17 protein-coding genes are annotated in these 15,877 nt (G+C 69.9%); 13 read left to right on the top strand and 4 right to left on the bottom strand.

Annotated elements, in window-relative coordinates:
- Nucleotides 1-84: 84 nt before the first annotated feature.
- From HNP73_RS05920 to HNP73_RS05905, 5 genes are all read left to right on the top strand, one after another.
- Nucleotides 85-1,689 carry an isocitrate lyase gene (locus tag HNP73_RS05920; RefSeq protein WP_184148054.1) on the top strand — a complete coding sequence of 535 codons (1,605 nt, stop codon included), beginning with the start codon at nucleotides 85-87 and terminating at the stop codon, nucleotides 1,687-1,689.
- A gap of 71 nt (nucleotides 1,690-1,760) precedes the next feature.
- Complete coding sequence (locus HNP73_RS05915; RefSeq protein ID WP_184147661.1) at nucleotides 1,761-1,997, top strand: hypothetical protein; 237 nt, start codon at nucleotides 1,761-1,763, stop codon at nucleotides 1,995-1,997.
- A 2-nt stretch (nucleotides 1,998-1,999) separates the two neighbouring features.
- The gene (locus HNP73_RS22870) at nucleotides 2,000-2,209 is read left to right on the top strand and encodes a hypothetical protein (RefSeq protein WP_221288224.1); all 210 of its coding nucleotides are present in this window, start codon (nucleotides 2,000-2,002) and stop codon (nucleotides 2,207-2,209) included.
- Complete coding sequence (locus HNP73_RS22865; RefSeq protein WP_221288222.1) at nucleotides 2,209-2,364, top strand: hypothetical protein; 156 nt, start codon at nucleotides 2,209-2,211, stop codon at nucleotides 2,362-2,364. Before HNP73_RS22870 ends, HNP73_RS22865 begins: the two co-directional genes overlap by 1 nt.
- 135 nt (nucleotides 2,365-2,499) lie before the next feature.
- On the top strand, nucleotides 2,500-3,681 hold the full coding sequence (locus HNP73_RS05905; RefSeq protein WP_184147660.1) for a M24 family metallopeptidase: 1,182 nt from the start codon (nucleotides 2,500-2,502) through the stop codon (nucleotides 3,679-3,681).
- Nucleotides 3,682-3,685: 4 nt separating this feature from the next.
- Here the strand turns inward: HNP73_RS05905 and HNP73_RS05900 are convergent, their stop codons facing one another.
- From HNP73_RS05900 to HNP73_RS05890, 3 genes are read right to left on the bottom strand one after another with little or no spacing between them, the layout of a single operon-like run.
- Nucleotides 3,686-5,128, bottom strand: coding sequence for a sulfatase-like hydrolase/transferase (locus tag HNP73_RS05900; protein ID WP_184147659.1), 1,443 nt, complete (start codon nucleotides 5,126-5,128; stop codon nucleotides 3,686-3,688).
- Nucleotides 5,129-5,138: 10 nt separating this feature from the next.
- Complete coding sequence (locus HNP73_RS05895) at nucleotides 5,139-6,056, bottom strand: SMP-30/gluconolactonase/LRE family protein (protein WP_184147658.1); 918 nt, start codon at nucleotides 6,054-6,056, stop codon at nucleotides 5,139-5,141.
- Nucleotides 6,053-6,709, bottom strand: a complete 657-nt coding sequence (locus HNP73_RS05890; RefSeq protein WP_184147657.1) for a GntR family transcriptional regulator — start codon at nucleotides 6,707-6,709, stop codon at nucleotides 6,053-6,055. The genes HNP73_RS05895 and HNP73_RS05890 overlap by 4 nt, the downstream gene beginning before the upstream one ends.
- Nucleotides 6,710-6,849: 140 nt before the next feature.
- Here HNP73_RS05890 and HNP73_RS05885 point away from each other — a divergent pair, with 140 nt between their 5' ends.
- The gene (locus HNP73_RS05885) at nucleotides 6,850-7,821 is read left to right on the top strand and encodes a Bug family tripartite tricarboxylate transporter substrate binding protein (protein ID WP_184147656.1); all 972 of its coding nucleotides are present in this window, start codon (nucleotides 6,850-6,852) and stop codon (nucleotides 7,819-7,821) included.
- A gap of 68 nt (nucleotides 7,822-7,889) precedes the next feature.
- On the opposite strand, the gene HNP73_RS05880 is transcribed toward HNP73_RS05885, so the two are convergent.
- Complete coding sequence (locus HNP73_RS05880) at nucleotides 7,890-8,888, bottom strand: aldo/keto reductase (RefSeq protein WP_184147655.1); 999 nt, start codon at nucleotides 8,886-8,888, stop codon at nucleotides 7,890-7,892.
- Between the two features lie 103 nt (nucleotides 8,889-8,991).
- Here HNP73_RS05880 and HNP73_RS05875 point away from each other — a divergent pair, with 103 nt between their 5' ends.
- The 7 genes from HNP73_RS05875 to HNP73_RS05845 are packed head-to-tail and all read left to right on the top strand — an operon-like array spanning nucleotide 8,992 to nucleotide 15,869.
- On the top strand, nucleotides 8,992-10,416 hold the full coding sequence (locus HNP73_RS05875; protein WP_184147654.1) for a sulfatase family protein: 1,425 nt from the start codon (nucleotides 8,992-8,994) through the stop codon (nucleotides 10,414-10,416).
- Between the two features lie 4 nt (nucleotides 10,417-10,420).
- Nucleotides 10,421-10,867 carry a tripartite tricarboxylate transporter TctB family protein gene (locus HNP73_RS05870; RefSeq protein WP_184147653.1) on the top strand — a complete coding sequence of 149 codons (447 nt, stop codon included), beginning with the start codon at nucleotides 10,421-10,423 and terminating at the stop codon, nucleotides 10,865-10,867.
- On the top strand, nucleotides 10,867-12,369 hold the full coding sequence (locus tag HNP73_RS05865; protein WP_246399544.1) for a tripartite tricarboxylate transporter permease: 1,503 nt from the start codon (nucleotides 10,867-10,869) through the stop codon (nucleotides 12,367-12,369). Before HNP73_RS05870 ends, HNP73_RS05865 begins: the two co-directional genes overlap by 1 nt.
- Nucleotides 12,369-13,550 carry a UxaA family hydrolase gene (locus HNP73_RS05860; RefSeq protein WP_184147651.1) on the top strand — a complete coding sequence of 394 codons (1,182 nt, stop codon included), beginning with the start codon at nucleotides 12,369-12,371 and terminating at the stop codon, nucleotides 13,548-13,550. The genes HNP73_RS05865 and HNP73_RS05860 overlap by 1 nt, the downstream gene beginning before the upstream one ends.
- Nucleotides 13,550-14,311 carry an ABC transporter permease gene (locus HNP73_RS05855; protein ID WP_184147650.1) on the top strand — a complete coding sequence of 254 codons (762 nt, stop codon included), beginning with the start codon at nucleotides 13,550-13,552 and terminating at the stop codon, nucleotides 14,309-14,311. Before HNP73_RS05860 ends, HNP73_RS05855 begins: the two co-directional genes overlap by 1 nt.
- Nucleotides 14,308-15,063, top strand: a complete 756-nt coding sequence (locus tag HNP73_RS05850) for an ABC transporter permease (protein WP_184147649.1) — start codon at nucleotides 14,308-14,310, stop codon at nucleotides 15,061-15,063. The genes HNP73_RS05855 and HNP73_RS05850 overlap by 4 nt, the downstream gene beginning before the upstream one ends.
- Entirely contained in the window at nucleotides 15,060-15,869 is an 810-nt protein-coding gene (locus tag HNP73_RS05845) for an ABC transporter ATP-binding protein (RefSeq protein WP_246399542.1), read from the top strand. Before HNP73_RS05850 ends, HNP73_RS05845 begins: the two co-directional genes overlap by 4 nt.
- Nucleotides 15,870-15,877: the final 8 nt, after the last annotated feature.

Raw genomic sequence — 15,877 nt, 5'->3', positions numbered from 1 at the left:
CGGCCCGACGTCTACTTCTCCGCCTTCGGGCCCGACCCGTCGTGGGGCGAGGTGTCCCCCGAGGCGCAACCGAGAGGACCGAACATGACCAGAAGCTATTCCGCGCTCCGTGCCGAGGCGCTTGCCCGCTATCCCAAGGGTGCCGCGCCCGGCGGGGTCGGCGTCGATGACATCGTCCAGCTCAAGGTGCAGAACACCTACGACACGCATCTCGACATCGCCCGTGCCATGGCGAAGGTCATGCGCGCCGACATGGCGGCTTATGACGCCGACGTGTCGAAGTTCACGCAAAGTCTCGGCTGCTGGTCGGGCTTCCACGCCCAGCAGATGATCAAGGCCGTGAAGCGGCTGCGCGGCACGGCGAAGGGGACGTATGTCTATCTGTCCGGCTGGATGGTCGCGGGGCTTCGCAACCGCTGGGGCCATCTGCCCGACCAGTCGATGCACGAGAAGACCGCCGTCGCCGATCTGATCGAGGAGATCTACGTCTCGCTGCGGCAGGCCGACGAGGTGGCGCTGAACGATCTCTTCGCGAAGCTCAAGGCGGCGCGGGCGGCCGGCGACGCGGCGGCGGAGGCGGCGGCGATCGCCGAGATCGACGGTTTCGAGAGCCACGTGGTGCCGATCATCGCCGATATCGACGCGGGCTTCGGCAACGAGCACGCGACCTACCTGCTCGCGAAGGAGCTCATCAAGGCCGGTGCCTGTGCGTTGCAGATCGAGAACCAGGTCTCGGACGCCAAGCAGTGCGGCCATCAGGACGGCAAGGTCACCGTCCCGCGAGAGGACTTCATCGAGAAGCTGCGCGCCTGCCGCCTCGCCTTCGAGGAGCTGGGTGTCGACGATGGCGTCATCGTCGCCCGCACCGACTCGCTCGGCGCCGGCCTCACCCAGAAGGTGCCGGTCAGCCAGCGCCCCGGCGATCTCGCGTCCGACTACATCAAGTGGCTGAAGACCGAGCCGATGGGGGCGCCGGCCGAGGGCGAGCTGGCGATCTGGAAGGACGGCGCGTTCGTCCGCCCGGTGCGGATGCCGAACGGCCTCTTCGCGTTCCGGGAAGGCACCGGGCGCGCGCGGGTCATCGAGGACTGCATTTCGTCGCTGAACGAGGGCGGCGCCGATCTCGTGTGGATCGAGACCGACACGCCGAACGTCGACGAGATCGCCTCGATGGTCGCGGAGATCCGCAAGGCGGCACCGAAGGCGAAGCTCACCTACAACAACTCGCCGTCGTTCAACTGGACGCTGAACCTGCGCAAGCAGGTCCGCGCCCAGTGGATCGGGGAGGGCCGGATCGCGGAGGCCGATTATCCCGACGGGGCCGGTCTCATGTCGGCTGATCTCGACCTGACCGAACTCGGGCAGGAGGCCGACCGTCGCCTCAAGGCGTTCCAGACCGACATCGCCGCGCGGGCGGGGGTGTTCCACAACCTCATCACGCTGCCGACCTTCCACCTGACGGCGAAGTCGATGGACGAGCTCAGCCGCGGCTATTTCGGCGAGGACAAGATGCTCGCCTATGTCGCCACGGTGCAGCGTGAGGAGATCCGGCGCGGCGTCTCGGCGGTCAGGCACCAGCACGAGGTGGGCTCGGATCTTGGCGACACGTTCAAGGAGATGGTTTCCGGCGACCGGGCGCTGAAGGCCGGCGGCCACGCCAACACCATGAACCAGTTCGCGGCCGAGTGATCTGACCGAGTGAAGCATCCGCCGCCGCGCCGTCCCGCGCGGCGGCTCCACCTGAGAGAGAAAGCGAAGCCATGACCGCCCAGCCCGAGTTCCGCCGCGTCGACCTGCCGGAGAATGCCCAGATCGACCGCGCCATCCACCGCGTCGCCGAAGCGACCCACCGCCTGAACGAGGCCGTACAGCGCGCGGTCGCCGCCGGGGTCTCGGTCGAACTCGTCCGCGTCTCACGCCACCACGACGGGACCGGCCACTGGGGTGATCAGGTGGTGCCGACGATCCGCGCCACCATGCCGGACCAGAGCGCCTGACGATGGACACGGCCGAGACCCGCTTCGTCGAGATGATCGTTCCCGAGCAGACCAACCACTACGGGGCGCTCTTCGGCGGCAACGGGCCGGCGTCGATGGCCAGGGCTGCCTTCGCCACCGCGACGCGCCGTTCGCGCCGGTCGGTCGTGATGGCGGCCACCGAGCGCGTCGATTCGACGTGCCGGCGCGCCTCGGCGAGATCCTCGACCTGATGGCCCGTGTCGAGCGCGTTGGCCGCACATCGGTGACGGTCAGCGTCACCGCGACCGCCGAGGAGTTCAAGACCGGCAGGCGACCCCCTGCGATCGCCGGCCGCTTCGAGATCGTCACCGTCGATGACGCTGTCCGTCCCGTGGCCATCGCCTGACGCCCTCCTGCCGGATGACGGCGCCCGCGCGTCGCACTGAGACTGAGCGGGGAGCGGAGGTGCGTTCTCGCTGCGAAACGGTTGCGCCTGACTGTCGATGGTGTCTATGGCTTCGACAGGAGCGAGGGGGCGGTGATGTCAGTCGAGGTTGTAGAAGGCACGGGGCCGCTTGTCGCCGCGCTTCCGTTCACTGAAGGAGAGTATGCCCGCCGGCTGGCAGCACTGCGTGGCGAGATGACCGCTGCGGGGCTCGATGCGTTCGTCGCGTTCGGGCCGGAGAACATCAACTATCTGACAGGCCACGACACTCCAGCGTATCAGTATCTTCAGGCGTCGATCGTTACGCACGACGGTGCGCCGGTCACCGTCCTGCGCTCGATCGACGCCAGCAACACGCTGCTGCGGTCATGGTCACGACGGGCCGTGATCTACGCCGACCATGATGATCCGGTGCAGACTGTTATATCATCACTGAGGGAACTAATTCCACCACCCGCACGTATCGGTGCGGAGGATCGGGCATTCTTCGTGACGCCGCGGAGATATGCCGAGCTTGCGGCGGGGCTGGCGGCGGCGGGTTACACGCTGGTCGCCGCCCAGTTGGTGGAGCCGCTGCGCCTCGTCAAGTCGGCCGAGGAGATCGCGGTGATCCGCGCCGCCGGCCGGATCACCGAGCGGGCGATGCAGGCCGCGATGCACTGCACCGCCGAGGGGACGAGCGAGAACGACATTGCCGCCGCGGTCTGGGCCGCACTGGTCAGCAACGGCGGCGAATTCCCCGGTCTGCCGCCCTTCATCGTCAGCGGTCCGCGCAGCAGCCTCGGGCATGCCACCTGGAGCGGCCGGCGTTTCGAGGTGGGCGATGCGGTGAATTTCGAGATCCCCGGTGTGGTCGCGCGCTACGTGGCGCCGCTCTTCCGCACCGGCTCGATCGGCGATCCGTCGCCGGAGATGCTGGCGATCGAGGCGGCCTGTCTCTCGTCGCTCGATCTCGTGATCGACGCCATGCGCCCCGGCGTGCGCCTCGACGAGATCCACCGCCTGAACGTCGCAAACTTCGCCCGGCATGGCTTCGAGCTTGCTCACCGGACGGGATACTCGGTCGGGGTCAACTACGCGCCGGACTGGGGCGAGGGCGATCTTTTGTCGATTCAGGCCGGCGAGACCCGGGAACTGGCGGAAGGCATGGTCTTCCACCTCGTCCCCGGCATCTACCTGCCCCGCCGCTTCGGGCTCATCATCTCGGAAACCGTCATCGTCACGAAGGACGGCGCCGAGCCGGTGATGGAAGTGCCGCGCGAAGTCTTCGTCGGGTGAGCCGTCAGTTCACTCCGCGTTCCACGGCGGAATAGGTCGGAACGTACGCGGGGGCGTGCGCGGTCGCGGCGTGGGCCCGGAGCGCGGCGCGGAGGGTTTCGAGCACCCCCGCATAGTGCGGATCGCCAGCGCGGTTCACGGTCTCGCGGGGGTCGAGGGCGAGGTCGACGAGGCAGGGGTCTTCCTCCTCCGGCGAAACCATCGCGCCATTGCGCCGGACGGTCATGTCGAGGCGGTAGCGCGCGGTGCGCACGCAGGATCGGCGCGGCCAGCCGGTGCCGTCGCTCCATGTGCCGACGACCTGGTTCGGCAGGGCGCGGCTCTCCGGCTCGCCGAAGCCGATGGTCGAGAAGATCATCTCCGGCGGAGTCTCCGCGCCGAAGAGGTCGCGCCCCTGAAAGGTCGGCGCCGGCTCCACTCCGGCGAGACCGCAGAGGGTGCGCGCGAGGTCGAGGGACTGCACGAGATCGCCCCGCACCTGGCCCGCCGGAAGCCTGCCCGGCCACGCGATCAGGCGCGGGATGCGGTGCACCTCGGGAGAGAAGGTGTGCTTCTGCAGCCGTCCGCTCTCGCCCAGCGACACCCCGTGGTCGGCTTCGAGCACGACGATGGTATTCTCCGCGAGGCCGCTCGCCTCCAGCGCATCGAGCACGGCGCCAACCTGATCATCGAGCCAACGGACCAGCGCGTGATAGTCCGCATGAATGCGGCGGAACTCGTCCGGCGAGAGCGCGTCGGTGCGAAGCTCACCGGCGAAGACACGCTCGTAGTCCGAGCCCGGCGGCGCGTCGCCCACGCCCTCGGGCCACGGCAGCGCGTCGTAGAGGCCGGCATAGGGCGCGGGCGGCACCACGGGGCTGTGCGGTTGCAGATAGCCGACGCCGAGGAAGAACGGCTCGCCCGCCCGCGCCTCCTCCCCGAGCCAGCGCACGGCATTGCGCGTGACGCGGTTGCCGGGAAACTCGGCCGGCCCGCGGAATGTGCCGCCGATCGCGGCTTTCAGCGTCGGGGTGTAGATTTCGTCATCGCGAAGCGACGGATCGGTTCCGACATAGAAGTTGCCGAGGTCTGCCCCGTCGTGCTCGTCGGTCTCCCAGGCGTGGAGCGCCCGCGGCAGGTGGGTCTTGCCGAAGTTGATCGTGCGATATCCCGCGGCGGTGAAGACTTCCGGCAGGGTCACGAGGTCGCGGTCCCACGGGAAGGACGCCCATGAGCCTTCGTTGCCATAGACGCCGTTGGTCTCGGGCAGGGTCGCGGTCATGAAGCTGGTGCGCGCCGGCACGCAGATGGGGGAATTGCAGTAGCAGTTGGTGAACCGGACGCCGGACGCCGCGATGCGGTCGATGTGCGGGGTCACCACCTCCGGGAACGGAGTGCCGTAGCACGAGAGCGAGTCGGTGCGGAACTCGTCTCCCATGATCCAGACGATGTTGGGGCGGTCAGTCACGCATGTCTCCTCATCCCGCGAAGGCCGGCTCGGGCACCCCGCGAACGCCGACGTCGAGGGCCAGCAGCGCGCCCGCGAGCGGCTCCCGGGCGAGGCGTTCCGGGCAGAGGCCCTGTCGGGCGGTGGTCACGTAAAGCGTTGCGAGCTCCGCGCCGCCAAAGGCGCAGGACGTCGGGTTTGTCACCGGCAGCGGGACGAGGCGGTCGAGCGTGCCGTCAAGCGCGATGCGCGCCAGCGCGCCGCCGCCCCAGCGGGCATTCCAGAGGAACCCCTCGGCGTCGACCGCCGCCCCGTCCGGCGCGCCCGGCGCCACGTCCGGTGCCGCGAACGGCGCCCAGTCGAGGCGCCCGGTGGCAGGCGCGGCCCGCTCGATGGTCCCGGCCTTCGTGTCGCAGAAGAAGAGGTTGCCATCGGGCGCGAAGGCGATGGCATTCGGCACCCGCACGCCGCTTCGGACCCGCTCGGGGACGCCTCCCGGCACGAGGCGCCAGAGCCCGCCGGAGTCGTCCGCACCGAAGTCGCGCATGGCGCCGAACCAGAGCGTGCCGTCGGTGTCGGCCTTGGCGTCGTTGAGGCGCATGGATGGGCCGGGAAGATCGACCGTGGCGATGCGATCGAGGCTGCCGGTCACCGGATCGAAGCCGTGGATGCCATCGGTGAGGGCGAGGACGACGCCGCCCGCGCGCCGGCCGACGACGGCACCAACGAGGGAGGGCATCGGCCAGCTCGCGACGTCACCGGTCGCCGCGTCGAGGCTGCGCAGGGCCGGGGCACGCAGGTCGATCCACCAGAGCCGCCCGGAGCCCACGTCCCACCAGGGCGACTCCCCGAGCGTGTCGGCGGCGTCCGCGGCCGTGAAAACCGAAGCCGTGGAAATCGAAGCCGTGGAAATCGAAGCGGCGGCAACCGGGGGGACGACGGATGTCATCCCGAGCCGCTCTCGGCGTCGAGCATCGCCATGCGGGCCAGCAGGTCCTGACGGGATTTCTCGATGTGGGCGCCCATCAGCGCGGCGGCGCCCGCGCCGTCGCGGCGCTCGATGGCGATGATCAGGTGGCGGTGGTCGTCTATCACCGACTGGAACCGGGCCGGCGGGTTGCCGACCTTGTTCCAGAGCGCCGCGACCAGGAGTCCCTGACCGTCGACGACCGACAGGGCGCCCGGGTGCCGCGCGGCCTGATTGATCACCTGATGGAAGTCACGATTGACTGTCGGGATCGCAGCGAAATCTTCCCTCTCCACGAGGGCTTCGATCTCCTGCTCGATCTCGACGAGCTGGCGAAGCTGTTCCGGGCTCCGGCGCTCGGCTGCGCGCCGCGCCAGCATCATCTCGATGGCCGAGCGGATGTCGAAGAGATCCTCGACGAACTCCCGGTTCACCGGGCGCAGGTGCGCCCCCCGGTTCCGCTCGGTGACGATGAGCCCCTCGCCGGCCAGCACGCGCAGTGCTTCGCGCACGGGCATGTGGCTGACGCCGTAGCGGGTCGCGAAATCGTCGATCCGCAGGCGATCACCGAAGCCGATGCGGCCACGGAGGATGTCGTCGCGGATGCGGCTTTCTATGTCGGCGTTTCTCGTCATGGGCCTTTGGGGTTTAGATCAAACATGGGTCTACAGGCTGGTGCGTTCGGGATCAAGCTTGGCAGATTTGATCAACGATGGTAGGGCGTGGCAAAACAGGGAGAGCCGGCCCGTACCGGCGCAAGCAGGGAGAACGTCGCATGCTCGAAGGTCTGAGGATAGCCGCGTTTGCAGTGGCGCTCGCGGTGCCGGGTCTCGCCGTCGCCGCGGACTGGCCGGGGTCGCCGATCAGGGTGATCATTCCGTTCCCGGCCGGCGGGCAGGCCGACATCGTCACCCGGGTCGTGACCGAGAAGATGGCGCCAATCCTCGGCCAGCCGATCCTGGTGGAGGCCAAACCCGGGGCAGGCGGCAACATCGGCACCGACGAGGCGGCAAAGGCCGCGCCGGACGGGAACACGTGGCTGAGCTCGGGGGTGCCGCTCACCACGGCACCGGCAATGTATCCGACGAGCCTCAGCTTTGATCCCATGAAGGATCTGGCGCCGGTGATCCGGTTCGGATCGACGTCATTCGTCTTCGCGGTGCCGGCGGAGCTGCCGGTGGCGAGCGTCGCGGAGTTCGTCGCGTACGCGAAGGAGCATGAGGGCGAGCTTTCGTACGCCGGGTCGGGAATCGGGTCGCTGGTGCATCTGGTGAGCGAACTCTTCAAGCTCGAGGCTGGCATCGACGTGCAGATGATCCCCTACAACGGCCAGCCCCCGGCGATCGCCGATCTGCTGGCGAACCGGGTCCAGTTCATGGTGCTCGGGGTCTCGCTGGCGAAGCCGCTCGTCGACGAAGGCAAGCTGAAGGCGCTGGCGATCTTCGATGCGGAGCGCTCGAAGGTGATCCCGGATGTGCCGACGATCGGCGAGGCCGGGTTTCCGGGGCTCGTCGCGAATGGCTGGGCCGGGTTCAACGTGCCCGCGGGAACCCCTGACGCGGTGATCGAGAAGATCAACGCGACGGTGGCGCAGGTCGTGACTGACCCGGTGGTCGTGGAGCAGATCGAGAAGATCGGCTGGCAGGTGGTGCCGCCGCAGTCGCCGGCCGAGTTCGGGACGTTCCTCGAGGCCGAGATGAAGCGCTGGGCCGCGGTGATCGAAAAGGCCGGCGTCGAGACCAACTGAGCGGAAAAGCGGCCGGTGCGCCGGCCGCGTTGCTCACTCCCGCGGCCGCTCAGGCCGGTGGGCGCGGCTCAGACGGGCGTATCGGGATGGAGCAGTCCAGACGTCGCGAGATCGGTCCAGAGGGCGTCGGGTACCGCTGCCGCGAAGGCGGCGACGTTCCGGGCGACTTCCTCCGGCGTGACCATGCCGGTCGCCACGCTCGCCACCACGGGATGACGGAGCGCGAACTGGAGCGCGGCGGTGGCAAGCGGCACGCGATTGTCTGCGCAGATCGCCTCGATGCGACGGGTGCGCTCGAGGACCTCAGCCGGGGCGTCGGAATAGAAGAACTTCGCGCCCGCCGTCGCGCCCGTCGCGAGGATCCCGGAGTTGAAGGGCCCGGCGGCAACGATCGAGACGCCGCGGGCGGTACAGGCCGGGAACAGCTCGTCGAGGGCCGACTGGTCGAGCAGCGTGTACCGGCCGGCCAGCATGAAGACATCGAAGTCGCCGGCCGCCGCGAAGCGCGTCAGCATGGCGGTGTCGTTCATGCCGACGCCGATCGCGCCGATGACACCCGCGGCGCGCAGTTCGACCAGCGCCGGATAGCCGCCGTCCATCAGCTCGCGAAAGCGGTCTTCGACCGCGTCACCGAGCCACTGCCGGCTGAGGTCGTGGACATAGAGGATTTCGACGCGATCGGTGCCGAGGCGCTGAAGACTGTCCTCGAACGAGCGCAGGACACCGTCGCGGCTGTAGTCGCAGACGACGTCGAAGGGCAGCTTTTCGCGGAACATGCTGGGCTCCGGCCCGGCGGGACCGGCAGGGCGGAGGAGGCGGCCGACCTTGGTCGAGATCACCGCCCGGTCGCGGGTGTGGCGCAGGCCGGTGCCGAGGCGGTGCTCGGAGAGACCGTGGCCGTAGAGGGGCGAGGTATCGAAATAGCTGATGCCGGCGTCGAGTGCGGCGGTGACGGTGGCGCTGGCCGTGTCGTCGTCGATCCGCCCGAACAGCCCGCCGAGCGGCCCGCAGCCGAGCCCGAGAGCCGAGACCTCGACCGACGTGCCGCCGAGCCGATTGCGTTTCATTCCATGGTCCTTGATCAAATCATGCAGGTTTGCGTGCCGCAGCCTTGCGCTATTCCTGACTATATGATCAAAGATTCCTGTCAACCATGGAGGCCCCAGTGCGATGCGGCCAAATGTCCTGATCTTCATGCCCGATCAGCTGCGGCCTGACTGGGTTGGCCCGGCGAATCGTGGGGGCGCGCGCACGCCGAATATCGACGCCCTCGCCGCGCGCGGCGTGAGCTTCTCGTCGGCGATCTGCCCGTCGCCGATCTGCGGGCCGTCGCGGGCCTCGCTCGCCACCGGCTACGAGTACGATCGCTGCACGGTGCCGAACAATCGCTTCAGTGTCGGGATCGAAGAGCCGAACTTCTATCGCCAGCTCGCCGCGTCGGGATATCAGGTGCTGACCTGCGGCAAGCTCGACCTGCTGAAGGGCGAACTCGACTGGGGCACGGACGGACAGCATGATGGGCGTCTTGGCGAACTCGGCTTCACCGGCGGGCTCGACAGTGGCGGCAAGCACGCGGTCCTGATCGCGCACAGGGCCGGTGCGCCGGAGCCCTACCTCGATTTCCTGCGCGAACGCGGGCTCGCCGAGGCGCATGTGGCGGATTTTGCCGAACGTCGCAACCCGGCGCTCGGGGTGGCCGCGGAAAGCCACCCGGGTGCGGGACCGAACTTCCGCAACCTCGCGGCGTCGCCGCTGCCGGATGACGCGTATCAGGACGACTGGATCGGTGACTGCGGGCTCGATCTCGTGCGCGAGGCGGGGCAGGGGGAACGTCCGTGGTTCCTGCAGGTGAACCTCGCCGGGCCGCATGAGCCGATGAACATCACCGAGGCGATGGCGGCCTCGGTCGCCGGGCGCGAGATGCCGCCGCCCGTGGGCAACGCCGACCCGGAGGCGCCGCACACCGGGATCCGGCGGATCTACACCGCGATGGTCGAGCGGCTTGACGAGATTTTCGGCCGCTTCGTCGCGGCGCTCGCCGAGACCGGCCAGCTCGAGCGGACGGTGATCGTGATGACGAGCGATCACGGCGAGATGCTCGGCGACTGCGGCCGCTGGGAAAAGTTCGTGCCCTACCAGTCCTCGATCGGGGTGCCGCTGATCATCGCGGGTCCGGGCGTGGCGACAGGGGAATGCACCGGGCCGGTCAGCCTGCTCGACCTGCACGCGACGGTGCTCGAACTCGCCGGGGCCGAGGCGATCCCGGGCACCGACAGCGTGTCGCTGGTGCCGGCACTCGCCGATCCGGGCATCCGGCCGCGCGAGGTGGTCTTCTCGGGGCTCGGCCAGTGGCGGATCGCCTTCGACGGCAAGCTCAAGCTCGTCGCGGGCTGGGATCCGGGCGTGGCGCGGCGCGAGATGGAGGACGCGCGGTTCGATCCGGCCACGATCCGCACGGCACCGCTGGTCGATCCGGCACGCGATCCTTGCGAGGGGCGGGACCTGGCGGGCGAGCAGCCGGAGGTCGCGGCGCGGCTGCGCGCGCAGCTTGCCGGGAACGCTGCGCGGGCGCGGCGCGACCCGGTCCCGGCCTGATCCGATGTGGAAGCGCGACTATCGCGACATCGCGGCCGGAGGGTTCTTCCTCGTCGTCGGCGGGGCCGCGGCTCTCTACGCCATGACGCACTATGCCATGGGGAGCCTGCGCAACATCGGGCCGGGCATGTTCCCGACCGGAGCCGGGATCGTCGTCGCGGTGCTCGGCCTCGCGATCCTCGCGCCGGCGCTCGGTCGGGCGGGGAAGCGCCCCGTGGTGGAGTTCGACGTCGCCGCCGCGGTGCTCGCCTCCGTCGCGGCCTTCGCCGTGGCGCTCCCGCTCCTCGGGCTGGTGCCGGCGACGGTGGTGCTTGTCGTGGTCTCGCGGCTCGCCGACCGGCGGGCACGGCCGTGGGGGACGCTGGCGCTGGCCGCGGGCCTCAGCGCGCTGGCATGGGGCGTCTTCGTGCTGGCGCTTGGCGTGCCCCTCACCGCGTTCAGGTGGCCGTGATGGAGAACGTGCTCGCAGGGCTCGCCATCGCCACCTCGGGAATGAGCCTGCTCTACTGTTTCGTCGGCGTGACGCTCGGGATGCTCGTCGGTGTGCTGCCGGGCATCGGGCCACTCGCGGCGCTGTCGATGCTCTTTCCCTTCACCTTCCACCTCGATGCGACGCAGGCGCTGATCATGCTCGCGGGCATCTGGTACGGCACCGCCTACGGCAGTTCGACCGCGGCGATCCTGCTCAACGTGCCGGGCGAGGCGTCGTCGGCGGTGACGAGCCTCGACGGCTATCCCATGGCGAAGCAGGGGCGCGCGGGTGTGGCGCTTTTCGTCGCGGCGCTGTCCTCGCTGGTCGGCGGCAGCATCGGCATCGTGGTGCTGATGGCCTTCGCGCCGGCGATCGCCACCTACGCCATCGCCTTCGGGCCGACGGAATACTTCTCGCTCATGCTGCTCGGGCTCGTCGCGGCGGCGTCGATGTCGGCGGGGTCGCTCGCGAAAGGCCTCGCCATGGTCGCCTTCGGGGTGCTGCTCGGGACCGTCGGGACCGACCTCTCCACCGGCGCCTACCGCTTCGTCTTCGGGGTGCCGAGCTTGGCCGACGGCATCGACATCGCCGCGCTCGCCATGGGCCTCTTCGGGGTCGCCGAGATCATCATGAGCGTGCGCGTCGCCGGGGCGGCCACCGTGAGCGCGAAGGGGATCACCCTGCGCTCGATGTGGCCGACGCGGGACGACCTGCGGCAGAGCCTCTGGCCGACGCTGCGCGGGTCGGCCATCGGCTCGTTCTTCGGGACGCTGCCGGGCACCGGGCCGGCGATCTCGACGTTCTTCGCCTATGCGGCGGAGAAGCGGGTGGCGCGCGATCCCTCGCGTTTCGGGCGCGGGGCGATCGAGGGCGTCGCGAGCCCGGAGGCCGCGAACAACGCCGCGGTGCAGACCGCGTTCATCCCGACCCTGATGCTCGGCATCCCGGGAAGCGCGGCGATGGCGATCATGATCGCCATGCTGATGATCCAGGGGATCGCGCCCGGGCCGACGATCATGACGCAGGCGCCGACGCTGTTCTGGGGGCTCGTCATGAGCTTCTGGATCGGCAACCTGATCCTCTTCGCGATGTCCGCGCCGCTCATCGGCATCTGGGTGCGGCTGCTGACGATCCCGTTCGGGCTGCTCTATCCGGCGATCCTCATGTTCATCTGCATCGGGGTCTACGCCGTCGACAACAGCATCTTCGACGTCTGGATGGTGGTGGTGATCGGGGCTTTCGGCTGGCTGGCGCGGCTCGTCGAGTTGCCGGCGGCGCCGATGCTGCTCGGCTTCGTGCTCGGGCCGATGATGGAGGAGCACTTCCGCCGGGCCCTGATGCTGTCGCGCGGCGATCTCCTGACGTTCTTCGAGCGGCCGATCAGCGCCACGGTGATGGCGTTCATCGTTGCGGTGATCCTCCTTTCGGCGTGGCGCGCATGGCGGGGCGCGCCGCCGCTTGCGCTCGGCGAGGAGGATTGATGGTCGGGGTCGGAGACGGAATCGCCGGAGGGTTCGGCGGCTTCACGCGGGCCGACGGCGGCGTCGGCATCCGCAACCGCGTGCTGGTGCTCGGGGTGAACGGGCTGGCGGCACGGGTCGCGGAGCGGATCGCCGCCGCGCTGCCCGGCGTCGTCTGCGTTGCCTCGCGGGACGGGCGCGGGCAGATCGAGCCGGACATCGCGAGCCACCGGGCCCAGATGCTCGGCCTCGCACTCAACCCGAACGTTGGCGGGGTGCTCATCGTCGGTGTCGACGAAGAGGCGACCGAGGGCTATCGCGACGCGATCGCGAGGGCCGGGCGGCCGGTCGATGCGGTGAGCTTCGCCGAGACCGGTGAGGACGCGTTCGCGGTGATGGACCTCGGCTGCCGCCGCCTCGCGACGCTGGCGCGCGCGGCATCGGCGGCACGGCGCGGGCCGGTGCAGCTGTCGGCGCTGACCGTGGGCGTCGAGTGCGGGCATTCGGACGCAACCTCGGGGATCGCGGGGAACCGGGTGATCGGCGCGCTGGTCGACCGGCTGGTCGACATGGGAGCCACCGTGCTCGTGGGCGAGACGGTCGAGTGGCTGGGTGCCGAACACCTGCTCGCCGCCCGCGCCCGGACGCCCGGGACCGGGGCCGCGATCGTCGGCGCCGTGGCGGCGCGGCAGGCTATGGTCGCGGCCAGCGGCGCGAGCCTCACCGGCAACAACCCGGGCGAGGAGAACATCCGCGGCGGCCTCTCGACCATCGAGGAAAAGGCGCTCGGCGCCGTGGCGAAGGCCGGGTCGCGGCCGATCGAGGGGCTGGTCGGGCTGACCGAGCGGCCGGGGCGGCCCGGGCTCTGGCTGATGGACGGGCCGTCGTTCTCGCCGGTCTCCATGACCGCGTTCGCGGCGGTCGGGGCGCAGCTCATGGTCTTCTCCACCGGACCGGGCAACAGCTACGCGAGCGCGATCGCACCGACGATCAAGCTCACCGCGAACGCCGGGACGGCGGCGCGGCTGCCCGAGCAGATCGACTTCGACGCGAGCCCGGTCTTTTCCGGGACCGAGACGGCAGAGGCGGCGGCCGGGCGGCTGCTGGGGCTCGCCGGCGAGATCGCGGGCGGCACGCTCACCTGGGGCGAGGCGCTGGGCGAGGGGCTGGAAGTCCCGACGCGGCTCAGGGGGGCGCTCTGATGGCACGGGTCGGTGGCCTTCTCGTCTACCTGAGGACGATGGCGATCTTCGCCCTCGCCTGGTACGGGCTTTCGCTCCTCGTCGGGAGCCGGTTGCTCCTGCCCTCGCCGCTCCTCGTGCTCGACGCGGTCCGCCAGTCGGCGCTCGACGGTGAGCTCCTTCGCAACGCCGGGATCAGCCTGCTGCGCCTCGTGCTGGCGGTCGCGGTGGCGGCGCTGACGGCGATCCCGCTCGGCATCGCCATGGGCCTCAGCCGGGCGTGGCGCGATGCCTTCGACCTGCTCGTCGAGATGCTCCGGCCGGTCGCCGGCATCGCCTGGATCCCGCTCGCGCTCTTCATCTTCGGCATCGGCAGCCGCCTGCCGATCTTCATCATGTTCTATTCGGCGTTCTTTCCGCTGGTGATCGGCACCGCCGCCGGCGTGCGCAACGTTGACGCGAGGCTTCTCGCGGCGTCCGCCACCATGGGTGTCACCGGGGTCACGCGCATCCGCCATGTGGTGCTGCCGGCGGCACTGCCGGCGATCATGGTCTCGCTCCGCCTCGCGGTGGCGGCGTCCTGGACGGCGGTGGTCGCGGCGGAGCTCGTCGGTGCGCCGAGCGGTCTCGGCTACGCGATCGAATACTACCGCTCGATGCTCGCAACGCCGACGGTGATGGCATTCATCGCGATGATCGGCGTGCTGGGCTTCCTGACCGACGCCGGCCTCCGCGCGCTCGAGGCGCGCCTCATGCCGTGGGCGAAGGACATCCGGCCATGAGGACGCTTCGGCAACTCGCGCTGCCGCTGGCGCTGATCGTGCTCTGGGAAATTCTCGTGGCCCTGTCGGGCTCGCCGCGCGCGCCGCGCCCGTCGACGACGGCACTGAAGGCGGTCGAGATGCTGGCGGACGGCACGCTCCTCGCGGCGCTCGCGACGAGCCTCGGCCGGGTCTTCGGCGGCTTCGTCCTCGCCACCCTGCTCGCGGTGCCGCTCGGGCTCGCCATGGGGACGCTGCCGGTGGTCGAGCGCAACCTCGATCCGCTGGTCGAGAGCTTCCGGCCGATCGCCGCCATCGCCATCCTGCCGCTCGTCATCCTCTGGATCGGCACCGGCAACCTCGCGGCGGTGACGATTGTCGCCTACGCGGCGTTCTTCCCGATCCTGATCAACACGATCGCGGGCGTGAAGCGTATCGACCGGAGCCTCATCCGGGCGGCGCGAACCATGGGCATCTCGCCGCTCACCCGGCTCCGCACCGTGGTCCTGCCGGCGGCGCTCCCCTCGATCCTCGTGGGAATGCGGATCGGTCTCGGGATCGCCTGGACGGCGATCATCGCCGCCGAGCTCGCGGTCGGCGCCAAGGCCGGCACCTCCGGTGGCATCGGGCAGATGATGTTCGTCTTCTACGCCTATTCCATCCAGCTTTCGGGCATCGTCGTCTGCATGGCCGCCGTCGGCCTCGTCGCGATGCTCCTAGACCGCGGCCTCCGTGCGCTGCTCGCGCGGGCCTTTCCGTGGAGCCACCCATGATGACCGTCCCGAACGAGCCGAAGATCCGCCTCGAGCATGTGGGCAAGATGTTCGACAGCTTCGTCGCCCTCGATGACCTGAGCCTCGACATCCGCCCGGGCGAGTTCCTCGCCATCGTCGGGCCGTCCGGCTCGGGCAAGACGACCGTCCTCAACATGCTCGCCGGGCTCGACCGGCAAAGCTCGGGCACGATCCTGCTCGACGGCAAGCCGATCGCCGGCCCCGGCCCGGACCGGGGGGTGATGTTTCAGGACTACGCGCTCTTCCCGTGGCAGACGGTGCGCGGCAACGTCGGCTTCGGGCTCACCCACGGGCCGGCGGGCGCCGGGCTCGACCGCGCCGCGCGCGAGGCGCGGGTGGCGCGGGTGATCGATCTCGTGAACCTCGGTGGCGCGGAAGAGCGCTACCCGCACCAGCTCTCGGGCGGAATGCGCCAGCGCGTGGCGCTGGGGCGGCTCATCGCCAACGAGCCGGAAGTCCTGCTGATGGACGAGCCGCTTGCCGCACTCGACGCCCAGACCCGGCTGGTGCTGCAGGACGAGATCCTGCGCATCTGGCGGCAGGACCAGCCGGCGGCGGAGCGGCGGACGGTGGTCTTCATCACCCATGGCATCGACGAGGCGGTCTATCTCGCCGACCGGGTGGTGGTCCTCGGCAGCCGGCCGGGCCGGCTGAAGGCGATCGTCGATGTCGATCTGCCGCGACCGCGCAACGAGGCGACGCGCGCGACGGCGGCCTTCGCCGATCTCTCGCGCTCGATCTGGGAACTGATCCGCGACGAGGCCATCCGGGCGACGGTGGAATGAGACGCCGG

The sequence above is a fragment of the Amaricoccus macauensis genome (assembly GCF_014201905.1).
Taxonomy (GTDB): Bacteria; Pseudomonadota; Alphaproteobacteria; order Rhodobacterales; family Rhodobacteraceae; genus Amaricoccus; species Amaricoccus macauensis.
The sequence above is the reverse complement of the archived record's forward strand: the minus strand, read 5'-3'. Positions and strand labels throughout refer to the sequence as shown.

Bases quoted from the DNA above. Each gene is read 5' to 3' on its own strand.
- HNP73_RS05890 (WP_184147657.1), bottom strand. From the start codon at position 6,709: ATGACGAGAAACGCCGACATAGAAAGCCGCATCCGCGACGACATCCTC.
- HNP73_RS05880 (WP_184147655.1), bottom strand. From the start codon at position 8,888: ATGAAACGCAATCGGCTCGGCGGCACGTCGGTCGAGGTCTCGGCTCTC.
- HNP73_RS05865 (WP_246399544.1), top strand. From the start codon at position 10,867: ATGGAGAACGTGCTCGCAGGGCTCGCCATCGCCACCTCGGGAATGAGC.
- HNP73_RS22865 (WP_221288222.1), top strand. From the start codon at position 2,209: ATGGCCCGTGTCGAGCGCGTTGGCCGCACATCGGTGACGGTCAGCGTC.
- HNP73_RS05850 (WP_184147649.1), top strand. From the start codon at position 14,308: ATGAGGACGCTTCGGCAACTCGCGCTGCCGCTGGCGCTGATCGTGCTC.
- HNP73_RS05885 (WP_184147656.1), top strand. From the start codon at position 6,850: ATGCTCGAAGGTCTGAGGATAGCCGCGTTTGCAGTGGCGCTCGCGGTG.
- HNP73_RS05895 (WP_184147658.1), bottom strand. From the start codon at position 6,056: ATGACATCCGTCGTCCCCCCGGTTGCCGCCGCTTCGATTTCCACGGCT.
- HNP73_RS05905 (WP_184147660.1), top strand. From the start codon at position 2,500: ATGTCAGTCGAGGTTGTAGAAGGCACGGGGCCGCTTGTCGCCGCGCTT.
- HNP73_RS05915 (WP_184147661.1), top strand. From the start codon at position 1,761: ATGACCGCCCAGCCCGAGTTCCGCCGCGTCGACCTGCCGGAGAATGCC.
- HNP73_RS05875 (WP_184147654.1), top strand. From the start codon at position 8,992: ATGCGGCCAAATGTCCTGATCTTCATGCCCGATCAGCTGCGGCCTGAC.
- HNP73_RS05870 (WP_184147653.1), top strand. From the start codon at position 10,421: ATGTGGAAGCGCGACTATCGCGACATCGCGGCCGGAGGGTTCTTCCTC.
- HNP73_RS05855 (WP_184147650.1), top strand. From the start codon at position 13,550: ATGGCACGGGTCGGTGGCCTTCTCGTCTACCTGAGGACGATGGCGATC.
- HNP73_RS05920 (WP_184148054.1), top strand. From the start codon at position 85: ATGACCAGAAGCTATTCCGCGCTCCGTGCCGAGGCGCTTGCCCGCTAT.
- HNP73_RS05845 (WP_246399542.1), top strand. From the start codon at position 15,060: ATGATGACCGTCCCGAACGAGCCGAAGATCCGCCTCGAGCATGTGGGC.
- HNP73_RS22870 (WP_221288224.1), top strand. From the start codon at position 2,000: ATGGACACGGCCGAGACCCGCTTCGTCGAGATGATCGTTCCCGAGCAG.
- HNP73_RS05860 (WP_184147651.1), top strand. From the start codon at position 12,369: ATGGTCGGGGTCGGAGACGGAATCGCCGGAGGGTTCGGCGGCTTCACG.